Raw genomic sequence first — 26,944 nt, forward strand, 5'->3', positions numbered from 1 at the left:
AAGCTGCTTGCCCTGCATATTCTAGACGTTGGAAGTATCTAGTTAGCTTTAGGTTGCTGGCTTATCTCTCCGCTGACTGCAAATTTAAAAAAAGTGAGATTTTTATTCAAGCTGATTTATTGGATTATGGACTATTGATCACAACTTAAGGTGATTAGTTATTTCAAAGTATAAAAAGGCGCTAAATATCACATTAATCAAAAAGGAATTATGTTTATTTGATAAGTTTTTTTCATTTTTAAAATGAATGCATTATTTATTTTTATATGGGGGTTAATATAAAGTATTAAAATAAATTTTGATACTAATTTTATTAAAGATGGGTAATGAGGTTTTGTTTTTTATTTGGCGTTTTTTATTTGGCGTTTTTGATTCGTTGAAATTAAACGGGGCATTAAGGTAATATTTAAAATATTGTTATACGGGCGCTACTATCCGCAACGCCCGTGATGATTTTTAACTTACTGAGGCCACTTCATTTCGCCTTTTAATACTTTGGCACTTAGCTCAAGACTCGATTCATCAGCCAGATCTGGATAGTGTTTCTTCATGGCTGCAACCAGAGCATTGGAATCTTTTACTTTCGGTAACTCTTTTTCCAATGTCGCCAGGTAATTTTGGGTAAAAGTCACTGAATCCAACGTCATTGATGAATTCCCCAGATAGTGGCCTGGTACAACAGTTTTAGGTTGCAGGCTTTTGATGCGATCCAATGTTTGTTGCCAATGCTGGCGTGACGCTTTGGTCTGGGTATCCGCAATCCATACATGGATATTGTCAGAAACAGTCACACCACCAACAACGGCTTTTAATTTAGGAACCCAGACAAAAGTACGATCTGCGGCTGGGCCATCTAAACCTTCAATAATCAGTTTTTCACCATCAACAGTGAAGGCGTTTCCTTTTAGTGGCTCTGGTACGACGATCTTTTTGGGGGCCTGGTCTGCAAGAATCCCCCCCAATAAGCCAGCTTGCCATCTTTGGTTTCATTGATTGCTTTGATGGTTTCTGGTGATGCGATCACTTTGGCGTCAGGGAAAGCTTCGGTAATCACATCAAGGCCAAAATAAAAATCAGGATCGGATTGGCTGATATAGATCGTTGTCAATTTTTTACCTGTTTGCCGGATCATTTTAACCAGCTCTTGTGCATCATTTTTCTTAAATTGGGCATCGATCAGGACAACTTCATGATCACCGCTGATAATTTCAGAAGAAACAGGGAAAACACCTCTTTCACCTGGATTATAGATATCCAATTTCAGATCGGTTGCTTGAGCCAGTGAGGTTATCCCCAAGGAGAGTGTCGCTGCCAGAGCGATGTTTAATGTTGTTTTGCGAGCCATCGTCGAATTGAATTCCTGTAGCAAAAAGCTTGTGTGCTTGAATGACATGTATGATAAGTTGCATATTCCGATTTAAAAACCCCATAACCAGCAACTATTTGTTGCACAAATCGAGCGAATCAGGACGAAAAATAGGTTGGCTGAAAATGGATAGGATCACCGCAGCACAAGTGTTTGTTACGATTGTTGAACAGGGAAGCCTCATCGCGGCAGCAGAACGGTTGGATATGTCGAGGGCAATGGTATCGCGATATTTGGCTGAAATGGAAAAATGGGCAGGTGTTCGCTTATTGCATCGTACAACACGTAAAATTAGCCTGACTTCGGCGGGTGAAAGTGCTTATCAACGCAGCCTTAAGTTAATGGAATTAGCAGAAGGTATGCCGGCGCAACAGTCTTTGGAAGCACAAACCTTGAAGGGATTGTTGCGAGTGAGTTGTTCCCAATCATTGGGCGTGAGTGCGCTGGCAGTTGCCATGCCTGAATTTATGCGGATATATCCGTACATTGCCGTCAATTTGCAAATGGATAATAAGGCTGTCAATTTGATAGAAGAACGCATTGATTTGGCAATCCGTATTACCAATAATCTGGAGCCAAATCTAATTGCTCGCCCATTATCAACTTGCCATTCCATCGTTTGTGCTGCGCCGTCTTATTTAGCGGAAAAATCTATTCCCAACAATCCTATGGAGTTAACATCACATAATTGCCTGACCTATAACTTTTTCGGCAAAAGTTTGTGGGTATTTAAAAAACAGTATGAGCACTATTCAGTTCCTGTCAGTGGTACGTTAAGTGCCAATGAATCGACCGTATTGATGGAAGCTGCTTTGCAGGGAGCAGGAATTGCAATGCAGCCTTACTATTCAGTTTCTTCTTATTTGATGTCAGGGCAGTTAGTTGAGCTGCTGCCTGATTACCAACCTCAGGCAATGGGGATCTATGGCATTTATGCCAGCCGCCAGAATATGCCAGCAACTTTGCGTGCACTGTTGGATTTTCTGGTGGATTGGTTTGCGACATCACCTCATTGGCAACAATTAATGTTGAAACGCTAATGTCAATTTGTCGGCAAATAGAGCAACCTGTTGTTTTAAATGTGTAATGAAGGTCTCTACGGACTCTGAGGAGGGGCGATGGATGGGTTTGATTAAACTGACTGTGAATGGAATGTCGATACTGAATGGCCGAATGCAGATTTTGGCGCTGTCATCTAAATAATCCAATGCAGTTAGCGGATTTACGATAGACACGCCAATGCTTTCGTTAATCATGGCGCAAACTGAGGCTGCGCTATGGGTTTCCATCACCATCTTACGATTGATTTGGTGCTCAGTAAAAATGGTATCAATCAGTTGCCTGTAACTGTCTGTGATCGAAAGACTGATAAATTTTTGATTGTGAAAATCTGCTGGCGTCAGTTGTGATTTTTGACCGAGCGGATGATTAATGGGTAAAACACAAACTTCATTTAAGGTTATCAACGTTTCTCGTTCAGTACCTGCTGGCGTCTGTAAATGTTCGGTTAAGCCAATATCATGGCGCTGTGCTGCAAGCCATTCTTCCAAAAGGGGAGATTCTTGTGGAATGATGGTCAGCCTGGCTTCGGGATAGTGTTCAATAAAACTGCAACAGGCTTTTGGCAGCAGAGATTGGGAGAACATTGGCAGGCAGGCGATGGATAACTGCGCCTGTTCAAATTGTCGGATACTGTCAGCCGCATTGATTATTCTTTCCAGCCCATAATAAGAGCGCTGCACTTCTTCGAATAACCGTAATCCTTGCGCGGTTGGAAACAAGCGCCCTTTGATTCGATCAAACAATTTAAGTTTCAGTAATTGTTCAAGGCGTGCAAGTTCACGGCTGACCGTGGGTTGGGATGTTTTCAGTAATAATGCTGCATCAGTCAGGTTTTTGGTGGTCATTACAGCATGAAAAATTTCAATGTGTCGCCATGAGCAGGAGTGCATACATTGTTCTCTTTGATTGGAAAATAGCCATAAGGATATCAAAAATGAATAGACTATAGCTAAATGGATATTTTTTTCCTGTCCTATTATTGTCAATAATGAGGGAACCGCTGATTTTGTGAGACACTTCCATGACTATATCGAGCTTACCTCATGACTTAAGGAAACATTTTACCCCTGAAAATCTGCTTCGTTTACCTGCTCAGTATGGAACACCATTGTGGGTTTATGATGGCGATAGCATCATCAAACAAATTAAAAAATTAAAACAGTTTGATGTCATTCGGTTTGCACAGAAAGCGTGTTCCAATATCCATATTTTACGCTTGATGAGAGAGCAGAGCGTGAAAGTTGATGCCGTGTCATTGGGTGAAATCGAGCGGGCGCTTTATGCAGGGTTTCAACCTGGGCGTGAGAAAGCAGAAATTGTGTTCACTGCGGATGTGATCGATGAGGCAACATTGTCGCGTGTCATTGAGCTGGATATTCCGGTCAATGCCGGTTCTATTGATATGTTGGCACAAATTGGTGAACGTCAGTCTGGTCATCCGGTTTGGCTGCGCATCAACCCCGGATTTGGGCATGGGCATAGCCAAAAGACTAATACTGGCGGCGAAAACAGCAAACATGGGATCTGGTTTCAGGATCTCCCTCTGGCAATTGAAAAAATTCATCAATATGGTTTGCAGTTAGTCGGGTTGCACATGCACATTGGTTCAGGAGTAGATTATCAGCATCTTTCCAATGTCTGTAATGCTATGGTGGAGCAGGTCAGGTTGTGCGGGGAAGATATTCAAGCCATTTCCGCAGGCGGTGGTTTATCAATTCCTTATAAGGACGGTGAAGAGTCAGTCGACACCGAACATTATTACAGCTTGTGGCATGAAGCTCGCCAACGTATTGAGCAGCATCTGGGGCATCACGTTGAGTTAGAAATCGAACCCGGTCGTTTTCTGGTTGCTGAGGCAGGGATCTTGCTGGCGGAAGTACGGGCGGTTAAATCTATGGGCAATCGGCATTATGTGCTGGTGGATGCGGGGTTCAATGACTTAATGCGTCCGGCGATGTATGGCAGTTATCACCCTATTTCGGTATTACCGATAAACGCGCTGCCGGAAACCACATTGACAGAAACCATTGTCGCGGGGCCGTTATGTGAGTCTGGTGATGTGTTCACTCAGTTGGAAGGCGGAGAAGTTATATCACGTATGTTGCCTCGTGTTAGTGTCGGAGATTATCTGATTTTTCACCATACCGGCGCTTACGGTGCTTCTATGTCTTCAAATTATAATAGTCGTCCTTTGATCCCGGAAATTTTGTTTACCGGGGGAGAGGCGCATTTGATCCGTCGTCGCCAGACCATCGAAGAGTTGTTATTGCTGGAAGCCATTTAAATAAAAACGGGGCATTGGTGCTAATACCGCTCGCTTAAGCACGAGCGGTTCTTTTTTTATAAGGGTAACAGGGTGCTTTGCAGAGCACTTGCCTTGGAACCGATGGGCGTTTTCGCTTTTGAGGTAAAATAAGCCGTTTGCCACTTTCTCTGAGGGCTTTTAATTTTTGCGGGATCGTGCCGGGGCTGCGTCCTGAACACCATAAAAATTCATCCTGTATCAGTCGTAACGCATTGATAAAGCTGATCCGAAGCGGTTCAACACGATAGTCCTTTGCCATCCGGCTCATCTCCAGCCGAACCAGATTGTAGGCGATCAGGATGCCCCATAACTCCTGATAGATACCTGCCCGTGTCTGGCTTCTCAGGAGGGCGGTATTATTGAGCTGTCTTTGTTTCAGCTCACCATAGCCTTCTTCGGTTTCCCATCGTTCCCAGTACACAGTGAGGATCTCTTTGAGGGGATACGTCACGGGACATTCCATAGAGGTAATAAACCCTTTAATTTCTCCCTTCGGTTCCGGGATCAGAACGAGGCGCGCCCGCCAGGTTTTTTCAAGGTGAGGATGCAGTTGCCGGGCTTGGGGAGAAACCGGCATATCGATAAGTTTGTCATAAGGACTGTATTCCTGAATGACGTCATAACGCATTTTGCTTTTTATCGGAGTGAGCCAATGGGTATTTTTGCCGGTGCCTTGCCAGGCCTGAAATAACTCCGCAGAGAGAAAGCCCCGATCAAACAACGTCAGGGTATTTTCGGGGGCAGAGCCCACCAGTCGCTGAGCGTAGCTAATCTCACTTTGGGTGATGGGGCCAAACGCCACATCGGAGATAAGATGTGTCCGGGCGGACATCAGGGTCACCGCCAGCACAGAGGGAAAGGGGGCTTTGCCTGAGGCATAACCCAGCTGTTGATTATCAGCCGTTTCGGGCACCTTAAACTGGGTGCCATCCACGCAGAAGATTTTCAGTCCACAGGCAGAATAAGCCGTATCTTCTTTTTCCCATTCGGTGGCCGTGGTATGAAAAAGGTGTCGCAAGGGTTCAATACCAAGACGATGTCTGGCTTTTGAAAGACTGCTTGACGCTAATGGCGGCAGTTTCCCTTTCGCGTCAGGAAACGCCAGATCTAATTTGTCACAAACATCATTGATCGAACGATTTCTCATGAGCCCAATACCCAGCACTAACCAGACGGCTTGTTCGGCGGGAAATCGACGTTTTCGCACAGTGGCTCGCCCCGTTTCTTTAACCGCTTCAGTCACCCATGCCATCGGAATGTGTTGACTAAAGGCATCCATGGATCCCGGGTAATTTAAGGCCGCAGTGGCTTGGAGTTCACGAGAAAATTCAGACATAAAAAAATTGGCCTCAGATGCTTGTCTAAGACCAATTATGACTTATCTTAGTTTTCTTAAGCGAGCGGTATTAGCATTGGTGCCCCGTTTCTTAGTCCCATATTTGCATTAATCAGGTTTTCTGGTCAGCATCATGCGGCTTTATCTTGACGCTGACTTTCAGGCTTTTTTGCTGGATTGGGTACAGCGAATGCATTTGGCTCAAATTCATCGACATTGATTGAACGCAGCCGACTGCTTTCAGCACGTTTCAGGATCTCTGCTTCTTCCTGGGTGATTCTGTTCTCAGCCAGTGCCTGTTCAGCTAATTTATCCAAACGGGTGAAGCTTAGATGTTTGCCTGCTTCGCGGCTCAAGCGAGCATGGATAGGCTCTGCGGCGATGATATCGTGCAATGCTTCTTCCAGTAACCCGTGGGGATTATGTTCGCTGGGAGTCAGATATTGCCCACGTCCAATCCGGCTACGGGTTGCAGAAGGAGTCTGTAATATCTGGGCCAGTTTGTGATCCAATTTATCAGATGGAGCGGTATGTACACGTCCCAATGGGAAGACGATTACACGCATTAAACCTGCAACCAAACGGTTTGGGAAGTTGCGCAGTAACTCATTCATGGCCTGTTCAGCTTGATTCAGGCTATCTTCTACTGCCCATTGTACCAATGGTAAATCTTCTTTTTGGCGCCCTTCGTCTTCATAGCGTTTCAACGCGGCCGAAGCCAGGAAGATTTGGCTCAGAATGTCCCCCAGACGAGCTGAAATGCGTTCACGGCGTTTCAGACTGCCGCCCAATACGCCCATTGAAACATCAGAGAGCAGGGCAAGGTTGGCGCTTAAGCGGTTGATCTTCTGGTAGTAACGGCGAGTAGAATCATTGACTGGCGAATGACTGCTTCTGCCTTTGGTAATACCAAGCCACAGGCTGCGCAAAGTGTTGCTGGCAACATGGCCTAAGTGACCAAACAGAGCCTTGTCAAAGTGTTTCACATTGTTGCTTTCTGCTGCGGCGATTTCAGCCAGTATATAAGGATGGCAGCGGATTGCCCCCTGACCAAAGATGATCATGCTACGGGTCAGAATATTCGCACCTTCAACGGTAATAGCAATGGGTGAACCCTGATAACCGCGGGCAAGGAAGTTAGATGGCCCAAGGCAGATGCCTTTGCCGCCGGCGATATCCATGGCATCAATGATGGAACGTTGGCCTCTGTGCGTACAATGGTATTTCACGATAGCAGACAGAACGGAAGGTTTTTCGTCCAACATGATACCGCCGGTGATCATGGTTGCAGCCGCGTCCATCAGGTAAGCGTTACCTGCGATACGTGCCAGTGGCTCTTCAATCCCTTCCATTTTACCGATAGGTAACTTGAATTGACGGCGAATATAGGAATAGGCCCCGATTGCCATCGTTGCACTTTTTAATCCTCCGGTTGCGTTGGATGGCAGAGTAATACCACGACCAACAGACAGACATTCGACCAGCATACGCCAGCCCTGACCTGCCATTTTTGGCCCGCCGATGATGTAATCGATAGGAACAAAAATATCTTTACCACGCGTTGGGCCATTCTGGAATGGGATATTCAGCGGGAAATGGCGGTGACCAATTTCAACGCCCGGTGTATTGATTGGGATTAAGGCACAGGTAATGCCCAATGATTCGGTATCACCCAGCAGATGATCGGGATCATACAGTTTAAATGCTAATCCCAGTACGGTCGCAATAGGGGCAAGAGTAATGTAACGCTTATTCCAGTTCAGACGCATACCAAGCACTTGCTCGCCTTGCCATTCTCCCATACAGACAACACCAGTATCAGGAATAGCTCCGGCATCTGAACCGGCTTCTGGGCTGGTCAAAGCAAAGCAAGGAATTTCTTCACCGCGAGCCAGACCGGGCAAGTAATGTTTTTTCTGTTCGTCTGTGCCGTAGTGTTGCAGCAATTCACCTGGCCCCAGGGAGTTGGGTACGCCAACAGTAATTGCCAGAATACCCGATACGCCGGCCAGTTTTTGTAGTACCTGAGACTGAGCGTAAGCGGAAAATTCCAGCCCCCCGTATTCTTTCTTGATGATCATGGCAAAGAAACGGTGTTCTTTCAGATAGGCCCAAAGCGCTGGTGGTAAGTCAGCCAGTTCATGGGTGATTTGGAAATCATTTGCCATGCGGCAGGCTTCTTCTACCGGACCATCAATAAATGCTCTTTCTTCAGCAGTTAACTGTGGTTTTGGGTAGTTATGCAATTTTTGCCAGTCAGGGTTACCACGGAATAGATCGCCTTCCCACCATGTGGTTCCTGCATCAATGGCTTCTTTCTCTGTTTTGGACATGCTTGGCATAACTTTACGGAAAGCTTTTAGGCCGGGCGCAGAGAATAAAGAGATACGTACTGGTGTAAAGACCAGCGGGAACAGGACGATAGCGAGTGGTAACAGCAGCCAGTAACTCCAAAGGCCGGTTATGCCCATAACGAATGTATAGGCAACAAGCAGTAAACTACTGAGCGTTAGGCTGACTTTGTGGTAACAAAGCCCGCCAATCAAGACTAAAAATAAGATAATGCTGAAAGCGGTCATAGTAAAACTCCTGTAAATCTCAGGTTGAGTTGTCAGAGGTCTGACCTGTTGTGATGTCCTTCTTTTTTAGATGAGGAAAATGTATTTATCAATACATTTACATCTTAATTACAATCTAGCTCACAAAGTCGTTTTAGTTTTGCAAACAATAATTCTTTCAAGATGTGATGATATCTTCTTTCAGATGGGGGAATCCGTTACACTGGTTAGCTGATATTATTAATCCCGAAGACTTTTCAGGAGTATGAATTCCATGTATCAAGAACTGATCCGCAGTGAGTTATCCGAAGCCGCAGATACGTTGGTTAACTTCCTCAATGATGATGCCAATATCGACGCCATTCAAAAAGCCGCCGTTTTGCTGGCTGATTCATTCAAAACAGGAGGAAAAGTGCTTTCCTGTGGTAATGGTGGTTCGCATTGTGATGCTATGCATTTTGCGGAAGAATTGACTGGCCGCTACCGTGAGAATCGTCCGGGATATCCGGCCATTGCGATTTCTGACCCCAGCCACTTATCTTGTGTGAGTAATGACTTTGGTTATGACTATGTATTTTCCCGTTATGTTGAAGCTGTCGGTCAAAAAGGTGATGTACTGCTGGGCATTTCAACTTCTGGAAACTCTGGCAACATCATTAAAGCGCTTGAAGCAGCCCACGCCAAGGGTATGAAAGTCATTACGCTGACTGGCAAAGATGGCGGCAAAATGGCAGGAACGGCAGATGTTGAAATTCGGGTGCCCCATTTTGGTTATGCAGATCGTATTCAGGAAATTCACATCAAAGTCATTCACATCATGATTCAATTGATTGAAAAAGAAATGGTAAAAGCCTGATTGCTTTTCATTAAGAGTCGGCATTAGGGGTAGGTGATGTGTGAATTACTTGGCATGAGTGCCAACGTGCCAACAGATATTGTTTTCAGTCTGAGTGGCTTAATTCAGCGTGGTGGGCATACCGGCCCACATAAAGACGGTTGGGGAGTTACCTTTTATGAGGGATTGGGATACCGGACATTTAAAGATCATCAATCCAGTTGTCATTCACCAGTAGCTCGATTTGTACAAGGCTATCCAATCAAATCGGAAGTGATTGTTGCCCATATTCGTCAGGCAAACCGTGGTCATGTCTCCCTGGTCAATACTCATCCATTTACCCGTGAACTGTGGGGAAGATATTGGACTTATGCCCACAATGGTCAGCTTAAGGGATACAGTAAGCTGAAAACGGGTAGTTACCGTCCGGTAGGTGAGACAGACAGTGAATGGGCATTTTGCTGGATATTACATCAGTTATCGTTGAAATATCCCAAGCGACCTTCCAATTGGCCTGCGGTATTTAAATTTATTGCTTCCCTGGCGGATCACCTGAGAAAGAAAGGTGTTTTCAATATGCTGTTGTCAGACGGGCAGTTTGTCATGGCTTACTGTTCGACTCAATTGCATTGGATTACTCGTCGTGCCCCTTTCGGCAGGGCTAAATTACTTGATCAGGATGTTGAAATCGATTTCCAGCAGCACACCCAGCCAGGGGATGTCGTATCTGTGATTGCCACCCAACCTTTAACCGGAAATGAAGTTTGGCACCGTATTGAATCAAGTGACTATGTGTTATTTCATCTTGGAGAGAGGATAATTTGATTCGCTGTTCCGAAAGGGTGATTGGTTTTCTGGTTTTACATTAATGACATATTGCCCGTCTATTACGTTAACTGTGGCAGGAATGCTATTTTGGACAAAATACACATAGGCGGCTGTCATTGTTTCCAAAACAACTCATTGTCGTTATTTTACTGCCGCTTCCATTAAATTCCTGCCGGAATCTCTTTTTGATTTATCGAACCCGTTGGGAAGACTCAAATTAACAGCGCAATAATTAATTTTTGATTGAAAATCGCCCTGATGTAGAGAAAAGTGATAGAAACATTCGTCTTTATCGAATGGTTGACGGTTTAGCAGAGAAATTATTTTTATTTGCTTGAACTGTGTCACTTGATTAATCAGACAGTCAGTGGGGGAGGTGTTAGAATTACCCCGGCGAAAATTAAGAGAAACTTTGTAACGATTATCGGAGTGAATAACTTGAGACATATATTGCTCAAGGTTTTTTGTATTACTAGAGTCGCTGCATTACCTCACGGGAATACCGCAAGGTAATCTGTAGTATATGATTTAACTGATAAACTTGTGCAAATCTTATGATTAAAATTAAAAAAGGACTCGACCTCCCGATAGCAGGAGCGCCTGCCCAAGTTATAGAAGATGGTCCGACAATTCGCCATGTGGCTTTACTGGGTGAAGAATATGTCGGAATGCGTCCTTCTATGCTGGTTAAGGAAGGTGAGCATGTCAAAAAAGGGCAAATTCTTTTTGCAGATAAGAAGAATCCAGGGGTTGTTTTCACGAGTCCCGCAAGCGGGAAAGTTGTCACTATTGGACGTGGTGAACGTCGTGTCTTGCAATCTGTTGTTATTGAAGTAAGTGGCGATGAGAAAGTCACATTCGATCGCTATGAGCGTGCTGAACTTGCTGGTCTGAGCCGTGAACAAGTAGAGAAAAATCTGCTTGCGTCAGGATTGTGGACAGCGTTGCGTACACGTCCTTTCAGCCGTACCCCTGTCTCCGGTTCCACACCAAAGGCCATCTTCGTTACGGCAACGGACACCCAGCCACTGGCTGCTGATCCACTCGTCGTTATCGCAACTCAGGAAGAGGCTTTTGTTGATGGCCTGAATATTCTGTCAAGATTGACGGAGGGGAAAATCCACGTTTGTTACGGCGCTGGCAATATTCCAACGGTGGGAAATAACGCTCAAATCACCTATAGCCAGTTTACTGGCCCACACCCAGCCGGTTTGGTGGGCACTCATATTCATTTCATTGAACCTGTTAGTGCCCAAAAAATGGTTTGGCATCTGGGTTATCAGGATGTTATTGCTATCGGTAAACTGTTTACCACGGGGGAGCTTTACACTGATCGTGTGGTGTCTCTGGCAGGGCCACAGGTGAAATCGCCACGCTTGGTACGTACTCGGTTAGGCGCTGATTTGCGGGAATTGACGCAAAATCAGTTGCAAGAGGGTGAAAACCGTATTGTTTCTGGTTCCGTACTGTGTGGTACAAAATCAGATGACATTCGTCATTATCTTGGCCGCTTCCATACGCTGGTTTCTGTCCTTGCGGAAGGTCGGGAAAAAGAGCTGTTTGGTTGGATCGCGCCCGGCGCTAATAAGTTCTCGGTTACCCGCACCACAATCGGCCATTTCCTGAAAAAGAAACGTTTTGCTTTCTCAACCACAACAAACGGTGGGGAACGTTCTATGGTGCCCATTGGCAACTATGAGCGTGTCATGCCGCTGGATATCATGGCAACTCACCTATTGCGTGACTTGCTTGCAGGTGATTCTGATAGCGCTCAGGCGCTGGGTTGTCTGGAGCTGGATGAAGAAGATTTGGCCTTGTGTACCTATGTTTGCCCCGGCAAATATGAGTACGGCCCGGTACTGCGTGAAGTGCTGACTAAGATTGAGCTGGAAGGGTAATTCATGGGCCTGAAAAATTTATTTGAAAAAGTAGAGCCTCACTTTGAGTCCGGTGGCAAACTGGAAAAGTATTATCCTCTTTATGAGGCAGTGAGCACCATTTTCTATACGCCGGGCACAGTGACAAAAGGAAGTGCCCATGTCCGTGATGCCATCGATCTCAAGCGCATGATGATCCTGGTGTGGCTATCTGTTTTCCCTGCGATGTTTTGGGGCATGTATAACGTCGGAAATCAGGCACTACCTGCGCTGACTCATTTATATAACGGAGATGCCTTACAACAGATTCTGGCTTCTGACTGGCATTATATGCTTGCTCAGTATCTTGGAGCATCATTAACACCAGATGCCGGATGGGGCAGTAAGATGCTGTTGGGAGCGACCTACTTCCTGCCAATTTATGCGGTTGTGTTTGTCGTGGGTGGCTTCTGGGAAGTTTTGTTTGCCATTATCCGCAAACATGAAATTAACGAAGGCTTCTTTGTTAGCTCCATTCTGTTCGCATTGATTGTTCCACCCACACTGCCATTGTGGCAGGCGGCTTTGGGGATTACTTTCGGCGTGGTGATTGCGAAAGAGATCTTTGGTGGTACGGGTCGTAACTTCCTGAACCCAGCTTTGGCGGGTCGTGCTTTCCTGTTCTTTGCTTATCCGGCCCAGATTTCTGGTGATTTGGTTTGGACTGCGGCTGACGGTTTTTCGGGTGCAACGCCTTTGTCCCAATGGGCAGCAGCGGGTAGCCACGGTCTGATAAATACCATTACCGGTCAGCCAATCACCTGGATGGACGCTTTTATTGGTAACATTCCAGGCTCAGTTGGTGAAGTCTCCACTTTGATGATTTTCATCGGTGGTGCCATCATTCTGTTTGCCCGCATTGCGTCATGGCGCATCGTTGCTGGTGTGATGATCGGTATGATTGCTGTGTCTTACCTGTTTAATGCCATTGGTTCCAGCACTAACCCCATGTTCGCTATGCCGTGGTACTGGCATATGGTTCTGGGAGGCTTCGCTTTCGGTATGATCTTTATGGCGACTGATCCTGTATCCGCAGCGTTTACGGATAAAGGGAAATGGGCATACGGTATCCTGATCGGGGCTATGTGCATTTTGATCCGGGTGGTAAACCCCGCGTACCCAGAAGGAATGATGTTGGCGATTTTGTTCGCTAACCTGTTCGCGCCACTGTTCGATTATCTGGTCGTACAGGCCAATATTAAGCGGAGAAAAGCCCGTGGCTAATGATAAACCAAGAAATAATGATAGCATCGGCAGAACATTCCTCGTTGTTTTTGTGCTGTGCCTTGTTTGCTCTATAGTGGTTGCCGGTTCAGCCGTCGGTTTGAAAGCACAGCAGCAGGAACAGAAGTTGCTGGATAAGCAGCGTAATATTCTGGATGTGGCGGGTTTACTAAAACCTGCCATGACAACGGCGGAAATCAACGAAATTTATAACAGCCGTATTCAGCCTGAATTGCTTGATTTGAAAACAGCAACGTTGAAAAAAAGCAAGGGTAATTTTGACCTGAATAATGCCCTGCGCAGTGACGAAACCAGTATTGCTTTGTTACCAGAGCTGGATCTGGCGAAAATTCGCCGTCGTGCGAATATGGCTGAAATCTATCTGGTCAAGGATGAAAGCGGTAAAACGACTGAGCTGGTTCTGCCAATATATGGCTCTGGCCTGTGGTCAATGATGTATGCCTTTATTTCCATTGACATAGATGGTGTCACATCTCACGGCATCACTTATTACTCTCATGGTGAAACTCCGGGTTTGGGGGGGAGGTTGATAACCCGCAATGGCGTAAACAGTGGGTTGGTAAAAAACTCTATAACCCGCAAGGTGTTCCGGCACTTAAGATTGTTCGTGGCGGCGCCGGTGATAACCCTTACGGTGTAGATGGGCTGTCTGGCGCAACCCTGACTTCTAACGGTGTTCAGCATATGTTTGATTTCTGGCTGGGTGATAACGGTTTTGGCCCATTCCTGAAAAAAGTACGTGAGGGAGCCTTGAAAGATGGCTGATAGTAAAGAGATAAAACGCGTCCTTCTTGGGCCGCTGTTTGATAATAACCCAATTGCATTGCAGGTTTTGGGGGTGTGTTCAGCGCTGGCTGTGACCACTAAATTGGAAACTGCGTTAGTCATGACCATTGCAGTTACCTTGGTCACCGCGTTTTCCAGCTTTTTCATTTCATTAATTCGTAACTATATTCCTGGCAGTGTGCGAATCATCGTACAGATGGCGATCATTGCATCTCTGGTTATCGTCGTAGACCAGATCTTGCGGGCTTATGCCTACGAAATTTCCAAACAGCTATCAGTGTTTGTTGGCCTTATCATCACGAACTGTATTGTCATGGGACGTGCTGAAGCTTATGCCATGAAAGCGCCACCCGTTGAAAGTTTTATGGATGGTATCGGCAATGGTTTGGGCTATGGCGTTATTCTGTTGCTGGTTGGTTTCTTGCGTGAACTGTTTGGTTCAGGAAAATTGTTCGGTGTTACGGTGCTGGAATCTGTCAAAAATGGCGGTTGGTATCAACCTAATGGTTTTATTCTTGCTGGCACCGAGCGCATTTTTCATTATTGGTATGCTGATTTGGGGTTTGCGGACTCTGAAACCTGCGCAGGTTGAGAAGGAGTAACAAACAAAATGGAACATTATATTAGTTTGTTTGTCCGCGCAGTCTTTATCGAGAATATGGCATTGTCTTTCTTTCTCGGTATGTGTACGTTTTTGGCGGTATCAAAGAATGTTAAGACGGCCTTTGGCCTGGGTGTGGCGGTCACCGTCGTATTGGGAATTTCCGTTCCTGCCAATAACCTTGTCTACAATCTGGTGCTCCGTGATGGAGCACTGATGGATGGGGTGGATTTGAGTTTCCTGAACTTCATTACCTTTATCGGGGTCATTGCAGCATTGGTACAGATCCTGGAAATGATCTTAGACCGTTATGTTCCGGCACTTTACAACGCATTGGGAATTTTCTTGCCGTTGATTACAGTGAACTGTGCAATTTTCGGTGGCGTTTCATTTATGGCACAGCGTGACTATAACTTCAGTGAATCCATCGTATACGGTTTTGGTTCAGGTATGGGCTGGATGCTGGCAATTGTTCTGATGGCTGCTATCCGTGAAAAAATGAAATATGCGGATGTTCCGGCAGGTCTGAAAGGATTGGGGATCACCTTTGTCACCACCGGTTTGATGGCATTGGGCTTTATGTCCTTCTCCGGTGTGCAGCTCTAAAGGCGAGAGGAATTCATGGATATAATCATTTTAGGCGTAGTCATGTTTACCCTGATTGTGTTGGTACTAACGGCAATGATTTTGTTCGCAAAATCTAAGTTAGTGAACACCGGGAATATTAACGTTGAAATCAATGGCGATGAGGATAAGGGTTTCTCTGCTCCCGCTGGTGATAAGTTGTTGAATATGCTTTCCAATCAGGGGATTTTCGTTTCCTCTGCTTGTGGTGGTGGTGGCTCTTGTGGTCAGTGCCGCGTGAAAATTAAGGAAGGTGGTGGCGATATTCTGCCAACGGAGCTTTCCCATATCAACAAGCGTGAAGCAAAAGAGGGTTGTCGCCTGGCATGTCAGGTCAATGTGAAACAAGACCTGAAAATCGAACTGCCGGAGGAAATTTTCGGGGTTAAGAAATGGGAATGCGAAGTTATCTCCAACGATAACAAAGCCACTTTCATTAAAGAATTGAAGCTGAAAATTCCAGATGGGGAAGTGGTGCCATTCCGTGCCGGTGGTTACATTCAGATTGAATGTCCTCCCCATGTTGCCCGTTATGCTGATTATGATGTTCCACAGGAATATCGTGAAGATTGGGATAAATTCAATCTGTTCCGTTATGTCTCCGAAGTCAAAGAGCCGACGGTTCGTGCATATTCAATGGCGAACTATCCAGAAGAGCATGGCATTATCATGCTGAACGTGCGTATTGCCACGCCACCACCAAGAAACCCAGATGTTGTTCCGGGTATCATGTCTTCTTATATTTGGTCACTGAAAGCGGGTGATAAAGTCACGATCTCCGGCCCATTTGGTGAATTCTTTGCGAAAGACACGGATGCAGAAATGATCTTCATCGGTGGGGGCGCAGGGATGGCACCAATGCGTTCTCACATTTTCGATCAGCTTAACCGTTTAAACTCCAGGCGTAAAATCTCTTTCTGGTATGGTGCGCGCTCTAAGCGTGAAATGTTCTATACCGAAGATTTTGATCAGTTGGCCGCAGAAAATGAGAACTTCACATGGCATGTGGCTCTGTCAGATGCTCTGCCGGAAGATAACTGGGATGGCTATACGGGCTTTATCCACAATGTCCTGTATGAGAATTATTTAAAAGATCATCCAGCGCCAGAAGACTGTGAATTCTATATGTGTGGGCCTCCAGTCATGAACGCTGCGGTCATTAAGATGTTGAAAGATCTTGGCGTAGAAGATGAAAACATCATGCTGGATGATTTCGGTGGCTGATAATATACCCACGATAGTTTCAGGTTACAGATAAGACAACTGTGATTTGAAAAATAAAGGGTATATTTAATACAATGCGTTAACGACCAGCGCCCACATCTTTGTGGGCGCTGTGATTTAGAAACAGCCAAAATAAGCCAGAAAGAGTAAGTTATGTTGAGTAAAAAATTGATCAACTGGGTGGCATTGCTGTTTGCAATGATGATGCTGGCGGCATGCGATGGCACCAAACAGCAAAACCTGAATGGACAGACGATGGGGACTTATTATTCCATCAAATATGTTGCTGATTCATCTGCCCCTGCCCCGGAAAACCTGCAAAAAGAGATTGATCGTCTGCTGGAAGAAGTGAACGATCAGATGTCCACCTATCGGCCAAATTCTGAACTGAGTCGTTTTAATCAAAGCCGTGAAGTGCATAAACCGTTTCCGGTCTCTGCCGCTACAGCGAAAGTGGTCAAAGAAGCTATTCGAATCAATAAGCTGACAGAAGGCGCACTGGATGTGACTGTTGGCCCACTGGTGAATCTGTGGGGATTTGGGCCGGAGGGTCGGATTACCAAAGCGCCGACGGATGAAGAATTGGAGATGCGTCGTGTCTGGACGGGGATCGATAATTTGTCTGTTAAAGGCAATAATTTGATTAAATCCATCCCTGAACTGTATGTTGACCTCTCTTCCATCGCCAAAGGCTATGGGGTTGATGTTGTTGGTGAGTATCTGGAATCCCGGCATATCAAAAATTACATGGTTGATATTGGGGGAGAAGTTCGCACCTCGGGCAACAACGGCAAAGGAAATCCGTGGCGGATAGCGATTGAAAAACCATCGGATAGTGGCATGGAACAGAGCGCCCAGGAGATTATTGAACCGGGTAATATGTCTGTGGCAACGTCGGGTGATTACCGCAACTATTTTGAACAGAATGGCGTGCGCTACTCTCACACCATTAATCCGAAAACCGGCAGGCCGATAACGCATAATTTGGTCTCAATTACCGTAATAGCGCCGACATGTATGAATGCAGACGGCTTTTCTACCGCTTTGGATGTATTAGGGCCTGAGAAGGGTATAGAAGTGGCTGAGAAGCTGAATATTCCGGTTTTTATGATCGTTAAAACCAAAACAGGTTTTGAAGAACGCTATAATACGGCCTTTAAGGCATATTTACAGAAGAAATAAGAAAGGGGGAAAGGCGATGGAAGTCTTTATTGCCACTTTTATCTTTTTCTTGCTGGCTTTTGCTGGCATGGCACTGGGCTATATTTTTAAGCGCAAAAGCATTCAGGGAAGCTGTGGTGGCTTGGGAAGCATCGGCGTAGAAAAAGTGTGTGATTGTCCATCACCATGTGATGCCCGCAAGAAACGCATGGCAAGGGAAACTGCCCGTCAAGCACAGTTGGAGAAGGATCGTATTCTTTGATACGGTTTTTCCGTCAAGTAAATTTTCAGTTAAAACAAGTGCCCTGCTGCCAGATAAACAGCGGGGTTTTTGTCGTTTGTTCAGGGATGGCTGTTCAATGTGCATCAAAAAGGTGACATTCCCTGTGGGCTTGATGCAAATAATTTTTCACTGAGCTTATTGAGATCTCCAAATGTTCCGCAACCTCTTTATAACGCAGGCCCTGGAGTTGAATGAGCAGAAATGTTTGTCGAACTTTTGTCGGAAGTTCATCCAGTGTCTTATCTACCTTTTCTAACTGCTCTAACAGCAGAAGTTGATTCTCCGAAGAATTGGCTGAGATTTGAGGCTGTTCACTGACATATTCCAGATAATGGTCTTCCAGTTTTTTCCTGCGCCAGTAATTGGAGAGCGTTCGGCGCGCTATCGTCATTAAAAAGGCTTTGGGCTGGCGGATATTTTCAAGATCCGAAGATTGCATCAATTTGATGAAAACTTCATGGACGAGATCTTCAGCTTGATTAGGACAAGCACTGTTGTGTCTGATCCAGTTGCGTAACCAGTGATGGTAATCGGTATAGAGTTCCTGGGTGATTTGATTGTGCTTAAATGTGCTTTTTTGCACCGCCATAATGATATTGCCTGATAGGATACAACTGATAATAGTTATTATTTGTATTTGATGGACGGAAGTCAATGCAGTGTTTGGAAACCTAACCCTCTTTAGGTAAGAGGGTTAGGGATTGGGTGACCCAGTGTCAGTTAGAATTGTTGTGAAATACTGAATTTGTAATTCCGGCCGATACCTGAAACCTTATTTCCTAAGTACGGATAGTAATCACGGTTGAACAGGTTATCGATAGTAACTCGTGCTTCAAACCCTTTTATAAAATCAGGACGCCAGCTTGCAAACAGGCCGTGCAGGGCGTAGCCCTTACTTTTAGGTAGTGACCAATAGCTTGCCTCTGGATCTCCATCTACGGGGGATCGATCTTGTTTGCGGATAAAATCACCTTTCCATCCCATTGTCATCTGCCACTGTGGAATTTTAAACCCTAACATGGCATGTGCAGACGTTGGCGGTATTTCTGCAATCCAGGTTTTATGTCTTAACCACGGATTACGTGGAGAAGTATCACGCTGTCCACGCAGAGTAGAGAACGAGAATTTTCCAAAGAGTGTGCGGCTGTCGTAGAAGGTTTCTATTTCTAAGCCTTCAATGGTATATCCCGGTAAGTTGCGATAATTTCCCAATGATTTTCTACATGAATTGGTTGATCCACTATCAAGTTGGGCTTCACAGTAAATACCACGCCTTCTAAAGATTTCATCTTTGCCACGGTTACGGAATAAGGTGGTACGGATTTGCAGGCTATCCTCTTCAAGTATTAAGTTATCGAAATTGAGAATTGCACCGAGGCGTATTCCTGCCATTCTTTCGACGGCAAGATCGCGGCTGGAGCCTCTAAGGCTACTAATGTTCCCTTGTACCTCATATTGTTCATCAACGATTGGTGCACGCCATGTACGACTAATATCTGCAAATAATGAAAGGTTTTTATTTGTTTGCCACAGAATGCCTAAGTGGGGGGACCAGCCGGTATAGGTGACACTGCTATAGTCATGATTAGATTCTGGCGATGTATCGTTATACAGGAGTGCGTTATTTTCTTTACCCCTATTTTTGACATGATCATAGCGAACACCCGGTGTGACGGTGACGCTCCCTATTTTCAGGGAATCTTGGATATAGAAACTGTAAGCTAATTGATCTCCAGCAGGCATATAGCCTGGTTTATAATAACCATAGTTATAGTCTTTATTTTTTATTTTGTCCTTATTGAACATCAGTACATTGCGTTCATTTTTATGCCAACGGGTTCCCACCAGTAATTTATGTTCAATCATACCGGTTGAAAATACGCTTTTGTTATTGATATCAAACAGATTATCGGTGTAATCAACCCAGCTTTTATTACCCATTGATGTACTAAAATAGCGGGAAGCATTTTCTGGGCGAGTATCGTCTTGCTTGGTTTTGGAATAAGCATGGAGCATCGTCAGGTTTAACCACGGGCTATTTTCTGGTGCGATATTCCATTTGGCAGTAAAGTTCTGATCAAGTTGATCACGAAAGACCAATTTTCTTTTCCAGGCGTCATCCAAACCATATTTCTTTATATCAACAGCTGATGGAACGGGCATCTCATCACTTTTAGTCGACCAAGGCTGCCAGCCATCCGATTTAGATCGCATAGCGGACAGGCTAATCGTATGAGCGTCACTGGGATAAAAGTTGGTTTTCAATAAATAAGATATTTGGTTATTTTGTGAAAACTCAAAACGTGTGCCATCAGGGCGTTTAATATTGTGCCCATTTCGCTTGCTTACATAAAGCAAGCCATCGGCAAAGCCATTGGGATCCCTGCCGTATATTGCGCCACTATTGATCCACTGCCTGTCATTGGTGTGGTAGCTTTGTTTGACAAAACCACCCCAATCTTCATCGGGGCGCAGTAAATCGTTCGCCTCTTTTGTCACCAGTTTGACCGAACCACCAAATCCACCATTACCGTTGAATAAATTGTGTGGCCCTTTATCAACCTCTACCCGTTTGATTAATTCAGGCTCAATAAAGACGGAACCCTGCATATATTTCTCAAATCCTTTTGGCGCATCGTCCAATGTGACTTTGATATCTTCCTGATCGCCCATTCCCCAGATATTCAGTGTTTGCCCACCAGGACGCGGAGAGCCTGACATTGAAACACCGGGAAGCTGGTCGAGTAACTGAGCAATATTATCGGCCTGAGTGCGGTCAATATCTGCCTTTTTAAGTACTGAACTTCCCGCGCTGGTGCTGTTATGTAAACTTTCGACAACGGAAAGGGTGGGTAATTTCATTACCTCATTTTGCTTTTCCGGCTTTTGCTCTTTGGGGTCTTCGGTCGCGTAAACCGCGCTAGAGAACGCCGCTCCCAATACTAATGTCCCTGTTAAAATTTGCTGAATCATGGTAGCGATTGGGCGTTTTTCTAATTTTTGACTATTATTTGCCATAAATTTCCTGAAATATGATCAAGTGAAATATTTTCAAAGTAATAAGTCACCTGAGAAATCAAAAAAGGCAAATAAAAATGAGAATTATTTTTGTTTATCTGTGGTTTTGGGAAGCATATAGCAGAATCAACATAACCTGACACACTCGATGTGCTCGGTGAACACCTCATCAACTGAACATCTTTTTTGTCTTCTTATCGCTTTTGCCCCACCCCATTTGTGTTCTATGGGATTCAAGTCCGGACTATAAGCGGGCAGCCACTCTAATTGATATTGACTCTCTGCTATCGCTTGTATCGTATCAAGTCGTTTATGAAAACGCGCATTATCCATGACTATCACGGCACCGTGTGGGAGTTTGGGCAATAAATCCTGCGTCACCCACGCATGAAAGACATCGGCGTTAATGTTGCCAGTAAATAAGCTTAAGGTGATGAACGTATTTTCGAGAATGGCTCCAATCACGTTAATACGGCCTTTCGCGTGCCAATCCTGTGTACCAAAACAACGCTGCCCTTTCTCTGAATACCCGTATATCCGTGGCATTGACTGCGCGAAACCACTTTCATCCAAATACACAATCGGTTTGCCTTCCTGTTTATAGCCGCTGATGCGCTCGACAAACGCCTGACGAAGCTGAGGATCAGCGCGAGGATGTTTTAAGGTTTTTTTTATGAGTGAGGCGAAGCCGTTTCAACGCGTAATGAATCGCCGATTGTGAGACCCCTAAGCGCTTTGCTCTTTCCCATTGATAGTCATCAGGAAAATTTTGGACATCCGCGATGAGCACCTCATCAGGAATTTTCATGGGAGGCTTATCACGCGTCATGCAAGGTTCTATTTTATGACTCCACCGGAACAGGGTACGAATAGAAATCTCAAAATGGGCACTCGTTTGTTCGAAAGTCAACGAATGCTTATCTTTGTATGCCAGTACTCTTTTTCGAAAATCTAGACTGTAACCCATTTCACTTTATGCCTTGTCATTTTGGATTTGGATATTATGACATATTAGTATGATTTTGCTATACCATACGATGATAAGGTTTAACCCATAGATAGATAGTGTGATTTTGGCATTGAAATTTAAGTTCAATTTCCTTACGTACAAGGGGGTCGTCAATGAAGAAAAAGATTCTTGGTTCTCTGATCTTGGCTGCTATCGCAATAGTAAGTGACACTCCATTGCACAAAACAAGCGCCAAAGTCTAGGCTGGCAGGATATTTTTTCGTGCTCACCGCCCAAATTATCTTTTTTTGCCTCCCTACACACGTCGTACCGGAGTTAATATCCTGAACACGCACACGATGTTCTGGAGTTGATTCATCAAACTTGAAATTTAGTGGGTTAGGAATAGCTGCTATACACGAGTCATTTATTTTAGACAAATAATAAACGTCAACAGAACCTGGTTTAAAAGGCACGTTAAGACTTTTAGATAACCATTCATTCACAAATCTTATGTCATAATCTTGCCAAGCCAAAGCTGGCTGTATGATTAAAGATAACGCTATCAAAATTATATTAAATAATACTTTCATATCGCCCCCTTTTGATGAAATCACTCAAAAATAAAATTATTATTACTTCATCATTAATGGAGTACTGAAATGATAACTTCTATATCATCTAAGTTATTCATCTATCCGATTTCAGTATAAATAATCCTCTCTAATCAACGTAACTCAAAACTCAGCAAGCGACTAAAGAGATTTAATATGCCCCCCAACTGCACTATGTTATAAATACTATCTATCAATAGGTTAAAGGATGTGAAATATCGACTTTATCACATAAAAAAACCACTCATCGAAATAGATTAATACGTGATAATAGTTGAATAAATTGATTATATGCGAGGGATTTTTTACAAATGTGCAATCAAAATACCTTATTTATATAATTTTGTCAGAATAAAAATAAACTTTATTAATTATTCACTGACTTTTTTATGCCATCCTACCATCAAAACATATGCAATTTTCTAACGGAGCTGAGTCAAAACTGACTCTCCAATATTGATTAACTTATTTTATTGATATTCACAGGTGAAGAAATAATCCACTGCATTCATGTTACCTAGCACTAAACTTATTAATTAAACAAGGGAGTAAATATGAAAACTAAATATAACCAACCTAATACACCAACCTTAGAAGAAGATGAATTTGTCATAGTACCAACTCGAAAGTATGTAAAAGATTTAATTCAAAATCATGCTCAAAGCCGGAATCATCCTTATGCAACACTGCAAGATAAAGGACTTGTTACCCTAAGCAATGACATTAGTAGTGATAGCGAAACTAATGCCGCAACACCAAAAGCAGTAAAAATAGCATACGATTTAGCAAATACAGCTAATCAAAATGCCAGTAATGCAAATGAGAATGCCAATACTCGCTTGTCTAAGGATCAGAACGGTGCGGATATTCCTGATAAAGCAGAATTTGTGAAGAATCTTGGCTTATCAGAATTGGTTTATAGAACTGTAGGAAATGGATCAGACCAGATACCGGATATGAACAGTTTTGAATCAAAACTTAGTGAATCGGGTTATCAAACGCTCCCTGGTGGACTAATTATTCAATGGGGAGTTGTGAACGGTGGAATAAGAAATACGGACTTACGAAAATTTCCAATTCCATTTAAAAATAAGTGTTTTGTTGTAACTGGTAGTTATGTTAGAGGAGATCAGTGGGGGCAAGGCATATCTGCTGAAATTAGATCAAAAGAAGAATTCTTAATTGTTGTTCACGACTCACTTGGAAACTGGTCAAGTTCACAAGTACAATATATAGCTATCGGATATTAATTGTATTAGTCACAACTCAATCTGAAACATCCTACTCTGGATATCAGGGGCAATCTGATCCGCCCCTGTCTTTCTCGCTCAATGCCCATTGAGGAACGTCATTCTGATAATTTCTTACCTTGCAAAACAATTTTTATTAGTTCATAAGCCATATTCACTTAGTCCCTTATGTTCATCAGGACGACGCCCTAATGGCCAGTAAAAAAGCCTTTCCGTCTCCTTAATTGGCATATCATTGATACATGCGAAACGACGTGTCATTAAACCTTGTCCAGTAAACTCCCAGTTTTCATTGCCAAAACTACGGAACCAATTATCTGAGTCATCATGCCATTCATAAGCAAAGCGTACAGCAATACGATTTTTATCAAATGCCCATAACTCTTTGATAAGACGGTAATCAATCTCCCTATTCCATTTGTGTGTCAAAAAATTGACAACGGCTTCACGTCCTTCCACAAATTCAGTACGGTTACGCCAGAATGTATCTTTCGTATACACTTGTGCGACCTTTTCTGGATTCCGGGTGTGATGTGGTCCAATGATTTTGGTCACCGTTATAGAGGTGATATTCTCACTTCAACACGCAAAATAGGTGACATGATGAAAAGACGTTTCAGCCCCGAATTTAAACTGGAATCTGCCCCGCTAGTCCTTGACCAGCATTACAGCATAAGAGAAGCGGCGAAGGCGATGAATGTGAGTAAATCGGCAATGGAATCTTGGGTTCGCCAGTTAAAACAGGAGCGACAAGGCCAATCACCCAAAGCCTCACCCATCACGCCGGAGCAAATTGAAATACGCGAACTGAAGAAGAAACTGCAACGCCTTGAAATGGAAAACGATGTATTAAAAAAAGCCTCAGCACTCTTGATGTCGGACTACATGAACAGTTCTCGTTAATCGAGCAATTCAGAGTGCATTATCCGGTGGCTTCTCTTTGCCAACTGTTCGGGGTTCATCGCAGTAGTTATCAGGCCTGGCACAAGCGAATCAAGCGGCCAGACTCTGCTCGCGTAACGCTAAAAAGCCGGGTTCGTGAAGCCTTTAACAAAAGTCACGGTTCTGCCGGAGCACGAACGATTGCCTCGATAGTTACCCGTGAGGGGATCCCATTAGGCCGATGGCGGGCCGGAAAACTCATGGCTGAACTCGGGCTGGTCAGTCGTCAACAACCCAAACATCGGTATTCACGAAAGGAGCAGGAACATGTTGATATTCCAAACCATCTTGATCGCCAATTTGCTGTTACGGAACCTAATCAGGTTTGGTGTGGTGACATCACTTACATCTGGACAGGTCAACGTTGGGCGTATTTAGCGGTGGTTCTCGACTTATTTGCGCGTAAACCCGTCAGTTGTGCGATGTCATTTTCGCCCGACGCTGAGTTAACGAAGAAAGCCTTAACAATGGCATTTGAATCAAGAGGAAAGCCACAAGGTGTGATGTTTCACAGCGATCAGGGATGCCAGTATACCAGCAAAGCATTTAGGCGATTATTACAGCAATATGGTATCAAACAAAGCCTGAGCCGACGGGGAAACTGTTGGGATAACAGCCCAATGGAGCGGTTTTTCAGGAGCTTGAAAAGCGAATGGGTGCCTTTAGAGGGATATGCAAATTTTATGGCAGCCAGATATTCAATCACCCAGTATATAACAGGTTATTACAGTCAGCTTCGCCCTCACTGGTATAACAACGGATTAACCCCCAATGAATCAGAAAGATTATTTTGGGAAGCCTCTAAGTCAGTGACCAATTTTTATTGACCACTTCAGTGTTCCAAGCGTCTTCTGCCAGACGGACCTTCAATTCAGCAGTTTCAAATGTGAATGGAGGTACAGGTTGCCTTATTTCCATAATAGTTTCCTTATTGCATGTAGACAGATCTGTCTACACACAGTAAATTAAGCGGGCGGGTCTGTCCACATAAATAATAATTGTATGAGGAGATAAGGGATTATGAGTAAAAAAGTATCCAAAGCTCGTGAGCGCATACTAAAAGCAGCCCACATGTTGTTTTACCGCGATGGTATACGAGCTACAGGCATTGACCGCATCATTAAGGAATCTGAGGTAACGAAAGTCACGTTCTATCGCCACTTTCCATCCAAAAATGACCTGATACTGGCCTTTCTTGATTATCGCCATGAACAGTGGATTCAGTGGTTTAGAGGATCTCTCCAGGCTAACATAAATCGTTCTAGCTCACCGACTGAAGCTCTGACAAAAACATTAGCTGAATGGTTCAACTCTAATGAATTCAGAGGGTGTGCATTCATCAATACAGTCATCGAAATAGGAAAGGAACAACCACAAGTTATTCCTCTTATTCAGGCGCATAAAAAGCAAATGGAACAGGTAATTGCGTCTTCTCTACCCCCAGAACTTAACGGAAAACGTCTGGCGCAGAAATTTGCTTTACTTGTCGAAGGGGCGATCATTATGATGCAACGCACTGGGCACAGTGATGAAGTATTGTCACTGTTGCAAGAGTGCCTATTGGATATTGCTATGTCTGAATAACTACGAATTAACGGTCATGTATCCAACCCGTTGGTATAGCACATAATTATTTCTGTATCTTTGTGTTGTAATATCCTAATCATAATTATCAGTGAGGAGTAAAAAATAATGAGAAAAGGTATTGTTATACACGATTATGTTAGCGCTTATCCAAATCCGATCAACTTACAAGCTGGAGATATTGTTTCGATCAGCCATAGCGATATTGAGTACCCTTACTGGATTTGGACTACAAACTCTTTAAATGTCAGTGGCTGGGTTCCTCAACAAATTCTGGATCTCATTTATCCTGATAACGCAATATGTAAGGAAGATTACACCGCTCACGAGTTAACAGTAAAAGCGGGAGAATATCTGTATCTGGACCGAGTATTAAATGGTTGGTATTGGGCATATAAAGACTCAGGGGAAGCAGGCTGGATGCCTCAGGAATATATAGATTCTAAGATGCCATAAT

Annotated in this window: 24 protein-coding genes and 4 pseudogenes; 16 read left to right on the forward strand and 12 right to left on the reverse strand. The window is 44.1% G+C overall.

What is annotated here, in order from left to right:
- Window positions 1–461: 461 nt before the first annotated feature.
- Window positions 462–1,345: pseudogene (locus tag PXH59_RS10295) on the reverse strand (MBL fold metallo-hydrolase).
- A 146-nt stretch (window positions 1,346–1,491) separates the two neighbouring features.
- Between PXH59_RS10295 and PXH59_RS10300 the strand changes: the two are divergent.
- Window positions 1,492–2,406 (forward strand): LysR family transcriptional regulator, encoded by a 915-nt coding sequence (locus PXH59_RS10300; RefSeq protein WP_047769714.1) that lies wholly within the window; start codon window positions 1,492–1,494, stop codon window positions 2,404–2,406.
- Here PXH59_RS10300 and PXH59_RS10305 read toward each other — a convergent pair.
- Window positions 2,389–3,318 (reverse strand): LysR family transcriptional regulator, encoded by a 930-nt coding sequence (locus PXH59_RS10305; RefSeq protein ID WP_285811603.1) that lies wholly within the window; start codon window positions 3,316–3,318, stop codon window positions 2,389–2,391. The two genes, PXH59_RS10300 and PXH59_RS10305, sit on opposite strands and share 18 nt — an antisense overlap.
- Window positions 3,319–3,449: 131 nt before the next feature.
- On the opposite strand from PXH59_RS10305, the gene lysA reads away from it, so the two are divergent.
- On the forward strand, window positions 3,450–4,712 hold the full coding sequence (gene lysA / locus PXH59_RS10310; protein ID WP_285811605.1) for a diaminopimelate decarboxylase: 1,263 nt from the start codon (window positions 3,450–3,452) through the stop codon (window positions 4,710–4,712).
- A 34-nt stretch (window positions 4,713–4,746) separates the two neighbouring features.
- Here the strand turns inward: lysA and PXH59_RS10315 are convergent, their stop codons facing one another.
- Both PXH59_RS10315 and fadE read right to left on the reverse strand, forming a co-directional pair.
- Window positions 4,747–6,069, reverse strand: coding sequence for an IS4 family transposase (locus PXH59_RS10315; RefSeq protein ID WP_285810434.1), 1,323 nt, complete (start codon window positions 6,067–6,069; stop codon window positions 4,747–4,749).
- 131 nt (window positions 6,070–6,200) lie between these two features.
- A complete protein-coding gene (gene fadE / locus PXH59_RS10320; RefSeq protein WP_285811607.1) occupies window positions 6,201–8,648 on the reverse strand; it encodes an acyl-CoA dehydrogenase FadE in 2,448 nt (815 codons plus the stop codon).
- A 253-nt stretch (window positions 8,649–8,901) separates the two neighbouring features.
- On the opposite strand from fadE, the gene lpcA reads away from it, so the two are divergent.
- Window positions 8,902–9,483, forward strand: a complete 582-nt coding sequence (gene lpcA, locus PXH59_RS10325) for a D-sedoheptulose 7-phosphate isomerase (protein ID WP_285808275.1) — start codon at window positions 8,902–8,904, stop codon at window positions 9,481–9,483.
- Between the two features lie 36 nt (window positions 9,484–9,519).
- Window positions 9,520–10,287 carry a class II glutamine amidotransferase gene (locus PXH59_RS10330; protein ID WP_285808276.1) on the forward strand — a complete coding sequence of 256 codons (768 nt, stop codon included), beginning with the start codon at window positions 9,520–9,522 and terminating at the stop codon, window positions 10,285–10,287.
- 144 nt (window positions 10,288–10,431) lie between these two features.
- Here the strand turns inward: PXH59_RS10330 and PXH59_RS10335 are convergent, their stop codons facing one another.
- Window positions 10,432–10,737, reverse strand: coding sequence for a hypothetical protein (locus tag PXH59_RS10335; protein ID WP_285808277.1), 306 nt, complete (start codon window positions 10,735–10,737; stop codon window positions 10,432–10,434).
- A gap of 107 nt (window positions 10,738–10,844) precedes the next feature.
- Between PXH59_RS10335 and PXH59_RS10340 the strand changes: the two genes are divergently transcribed.
- From PXH59_RS10340 to nqrM, 8 genes and pseudogenes are all read left to right on the forward strand, one after another.
- Window positions 10,845–12,188, forward strand: coding sequence for a Na(+)-translocating NADH-quinone reductase subunit A (locus PXH59_RS10340; protein WP_047769700.1), 1,344 nt, complete (start codon window positions 10,845–10,847; stop codon window positions 12,186–12,188).
- 3 nt (window positions 12,189–12,191) lie between these two features.
- Window positions 12,192–13,430: an NADH:ubiquinone reductase (Na(+)-transporting) subunit B gene (locus tag PXH59_RS10345; RefSeq protein WP_047769698.1), complete on the forward strand. Its 1,239-nt coding sequence runs from the start codon at window positions 12,192–12,194 to the stop codon at window positions 13,428–13,430.
- A pseudogene (locus PXH59_RS10350) lies at window positions 13,423–14,216 on the forward strand (Na(+)-translocating NADH-quinone reductase subunit C). Before PXH59_RS10345 ends, PXH59_RS10350 begins: the two are co-directional and overlap by 8 nt.
- A pseudogene (locus PXH59_RS10355) lies at window positions 14,209–14,839 on the forward strand (NADH:ubiquinone reductase (Na(+)-transporting) subunit D). Before PXH59_RS10350 ends, PXH59_RS10355 begins: the two co-directional pseudogenes overlap by 8 nt.
- 8 nt (window positions 14,840–14,847) lie before the next feature.
- Complete coding sequence (nqrE, locus tag PXH59_RS10360; RefSeq protein ID WP_038235359.1) at window positions 14,848–15,444, forward strand: NADH:ubiquinone reductase (Na(+)-transporting) subunit E; 597 nt, start codon at window positions 14,848–14,850, stop codon at window positions 15,442–15,444.
- 15 nt (window positions 15,445–15,459) lie between these two features.
- Window positions 15,460–16,686 carry an NADH:ubiquinone reductase (Na(+)-transporting) subunit F gene (gene nqrF / locus PXH59_RS10365; RefSeq protein WP_285808278.1) on the forward strand — a complete coding sequence of 409 codons (1,227 nt, stop codon included), beginning with the start codon at window positions 15,460–15,462 and terminating at the stop codon, window positions 16,684–16,686.
- A gap of 153 nt (window positions 16,687–16,839) precedes the next feature.
- Complete coding sequence (locus PXH59_RS10370; protein WP_285808279.1) at window positions 16,840–17,868, forward strand: FAD:protein FMN transferase; 1,029 nt, start codon at window positions 16,840–16,842, stop codon at window positions 17,866–17,868.
- A 16-nt stretch (window positions 17,869–17,884) separates the two neighbouring features.
- Window positions 17,885–18,109, forward strand: a complete 225-nt coding sequence (gene nqrM / locus PXH59_RS10375; protein ID WP_285808280.1) for a (Na+)-NQR maturation NqrM — start codon at window positions 17,885–17,887, stop codon at window positions 18,107–18,109.
- 94 nt (window positions 18,110–18,203) lie between these two features.
- Here the strand turns inward: nqrM and PXH59_RS10380 are convergent, their stop codons facing one another.
- The 5 genes from PXH59_RS10380 to PXH59_RS10400 form a co-directional block, all read right to left on the reverse strand.
- Entirely contained in the window at window positions 18,204–18,719 is a 516-nt protein-coding gene (locus tag PXH59_RS10380) for a sigma-70 family RNA polymerase sigma factor (RefSeq protein ID WP_285808281.1), read from the reverse strand.
- Between the two features lie 131 nt (window positions 18,720–18,850).
- Complete coding sequence (locus PXH59_RS10385; protein WP_285808282.1) at window positions 18,851–21,148, reverse strand: TonB-dependent hemoglobin/transferrin/lactoferrin family receptor; 2,298 nt, start codon at window positions 21,146–21,148, stop codon at window positions 18,851–18,853.
- 126 nt (window positions 21,149–21,274) lie between these two features.
- Window positions 21,275–21,823 carry an IS630 family transposase gene (locus PXH59_RS10390; protein WP_285811610.1) on the reverse strand — a complete coding sequence of 183 codons (549 nt, stop codon included), beginning with the start codon at window positions 21,821–21,823 and terminating at the stop codon, window positions 21,275–21,277.
- Window positions 21,792–22,115 (reverse strand): IS630 transposase-related protein, encoded by a 324-nt coding sequence (locus PXH59_RS10395; RefSeq protein WP_285808283.1) that lies wholly within the window; start codon window positions 22,113–22,115, stop codon window positions 21,792–21,794. Before PXH59_RS10395 ends, PXH59_RS10390 begins: the two co-directional genes overlap by 32 nt.
- Before the next feature lie 152 nt (window positions 22,116–22,267).
- Complete coding sequence (locus PXH59_RS10400) at window positions 22,268–22,690, reverse strand: hypothetical protein (RefSeq protein WP_285808284.1); 423 nt, start codon at window positions 22,688–22,690, stop codon at window positions 22,268–22,270.
- Between the two features lie 575 nt (window positions 22,691–23,265).
- Here PXH59_RS10400 and PXH59_RS10405 point away from each other — a divergent pair.
- Window positions 23,266–23,961 carry a gp53-like domain-containing protein gene (locus PXH59_RS10405; RefSeq protein WP_053014256.1) on the forward strand — a complete coding sequence of 232 codons (696 nt, stop codon included), beginning with the start codon at window positions 23,266–23,268 and terminating at the stop codon, window positions 23,959–23,961.
- A 141-nt stretch (window positions 23,962–24,102) separates the two neighbouring features.
- Here PXH59_RS10405 and PXH59_RS10410 read toward each other — a convergent pair.
- Window positions 24,103–24,492: pseudogene (locus PXH59_RS10410) on the reverse strand (DUF1348 family protein); the annotation flags it as partial.
- A gap of 69 nt (window positions 24,493–24,561) precedes the next feature.
- Between PXH59_RS10410 and PXH59_RS10415 the strand changes: the two are divergent.
- A protein-coding gene (locus PXH59_RS10415; protein WP_285811737.1) for an IS3 family transposase occupies window positions 24,562–25,730 on the forward strand; the annotation gives its coding sequence in 2 pieces (ribosomal slippage) (window positions 24,562–24,823 and window positions 24,823–25,730; 1,170 coding nt in all).
- Here the strand turns inward: PXH59_RS10415 and PXH59_RS10420 are convergent.
- A complete protein-coding gene (locus tag PXH59_RS10420) occupies window positions 25,705–25,821 on the reverse strand; it encodes a DUF1348 family protein (protein ID WP_352232055.1) in 117 nt (38 codons plus the stop codon). The two genes, PXH59_RS10415 and PXH59_RS10420, sit on opposite strands and share 26 nt — an antisense overlap.
- A 102-nt stretch (window positions 25,822–25,923) precedes the next feature.
- Between PXH59_RS10420 and PXH59_RS10425 the strand changes: the two genes are divergently transcribed.
- Both PXH59_RS10425 and PXH59_RS10430 read left to right on the forward strand, forming a co-directional pair.
- Entirely contained in the window at window positions 25,924–26,487 is a 564-nt protein-coding gene (locus tag PXH59_RS10425; RefSeq protein ID WP_285808285.1) for a TetR/AcrR family transcriptional regulator, read from the forward strand.
- Between the two features lie 108 nt (window positions 26,488–26,595).
- A complete protein-coding gene (locus PXH59_RS10430; RefSeq protein WP_285808286.1) occupies window positions 26,596–26,943 on the forward strand; it encodes an SH3 domain-containing protein in 348 nt (115 codons plus the stop codon).
- The last annotated feature ends 1 nt before the right edge of the window (window position 26,944 follow it).

Origin of the sequence: Xenorhabdus bakwenae, assembly GCF_030272115.1 — a bacterium.
GTDB classification, from domain to species: Bacteria; Pseudomonadota; Gammaproteobacteria; order Enterobacterales; family Enterobacteriaceae; genus Xenorhabdus; species Xenorhabdus bakwenae.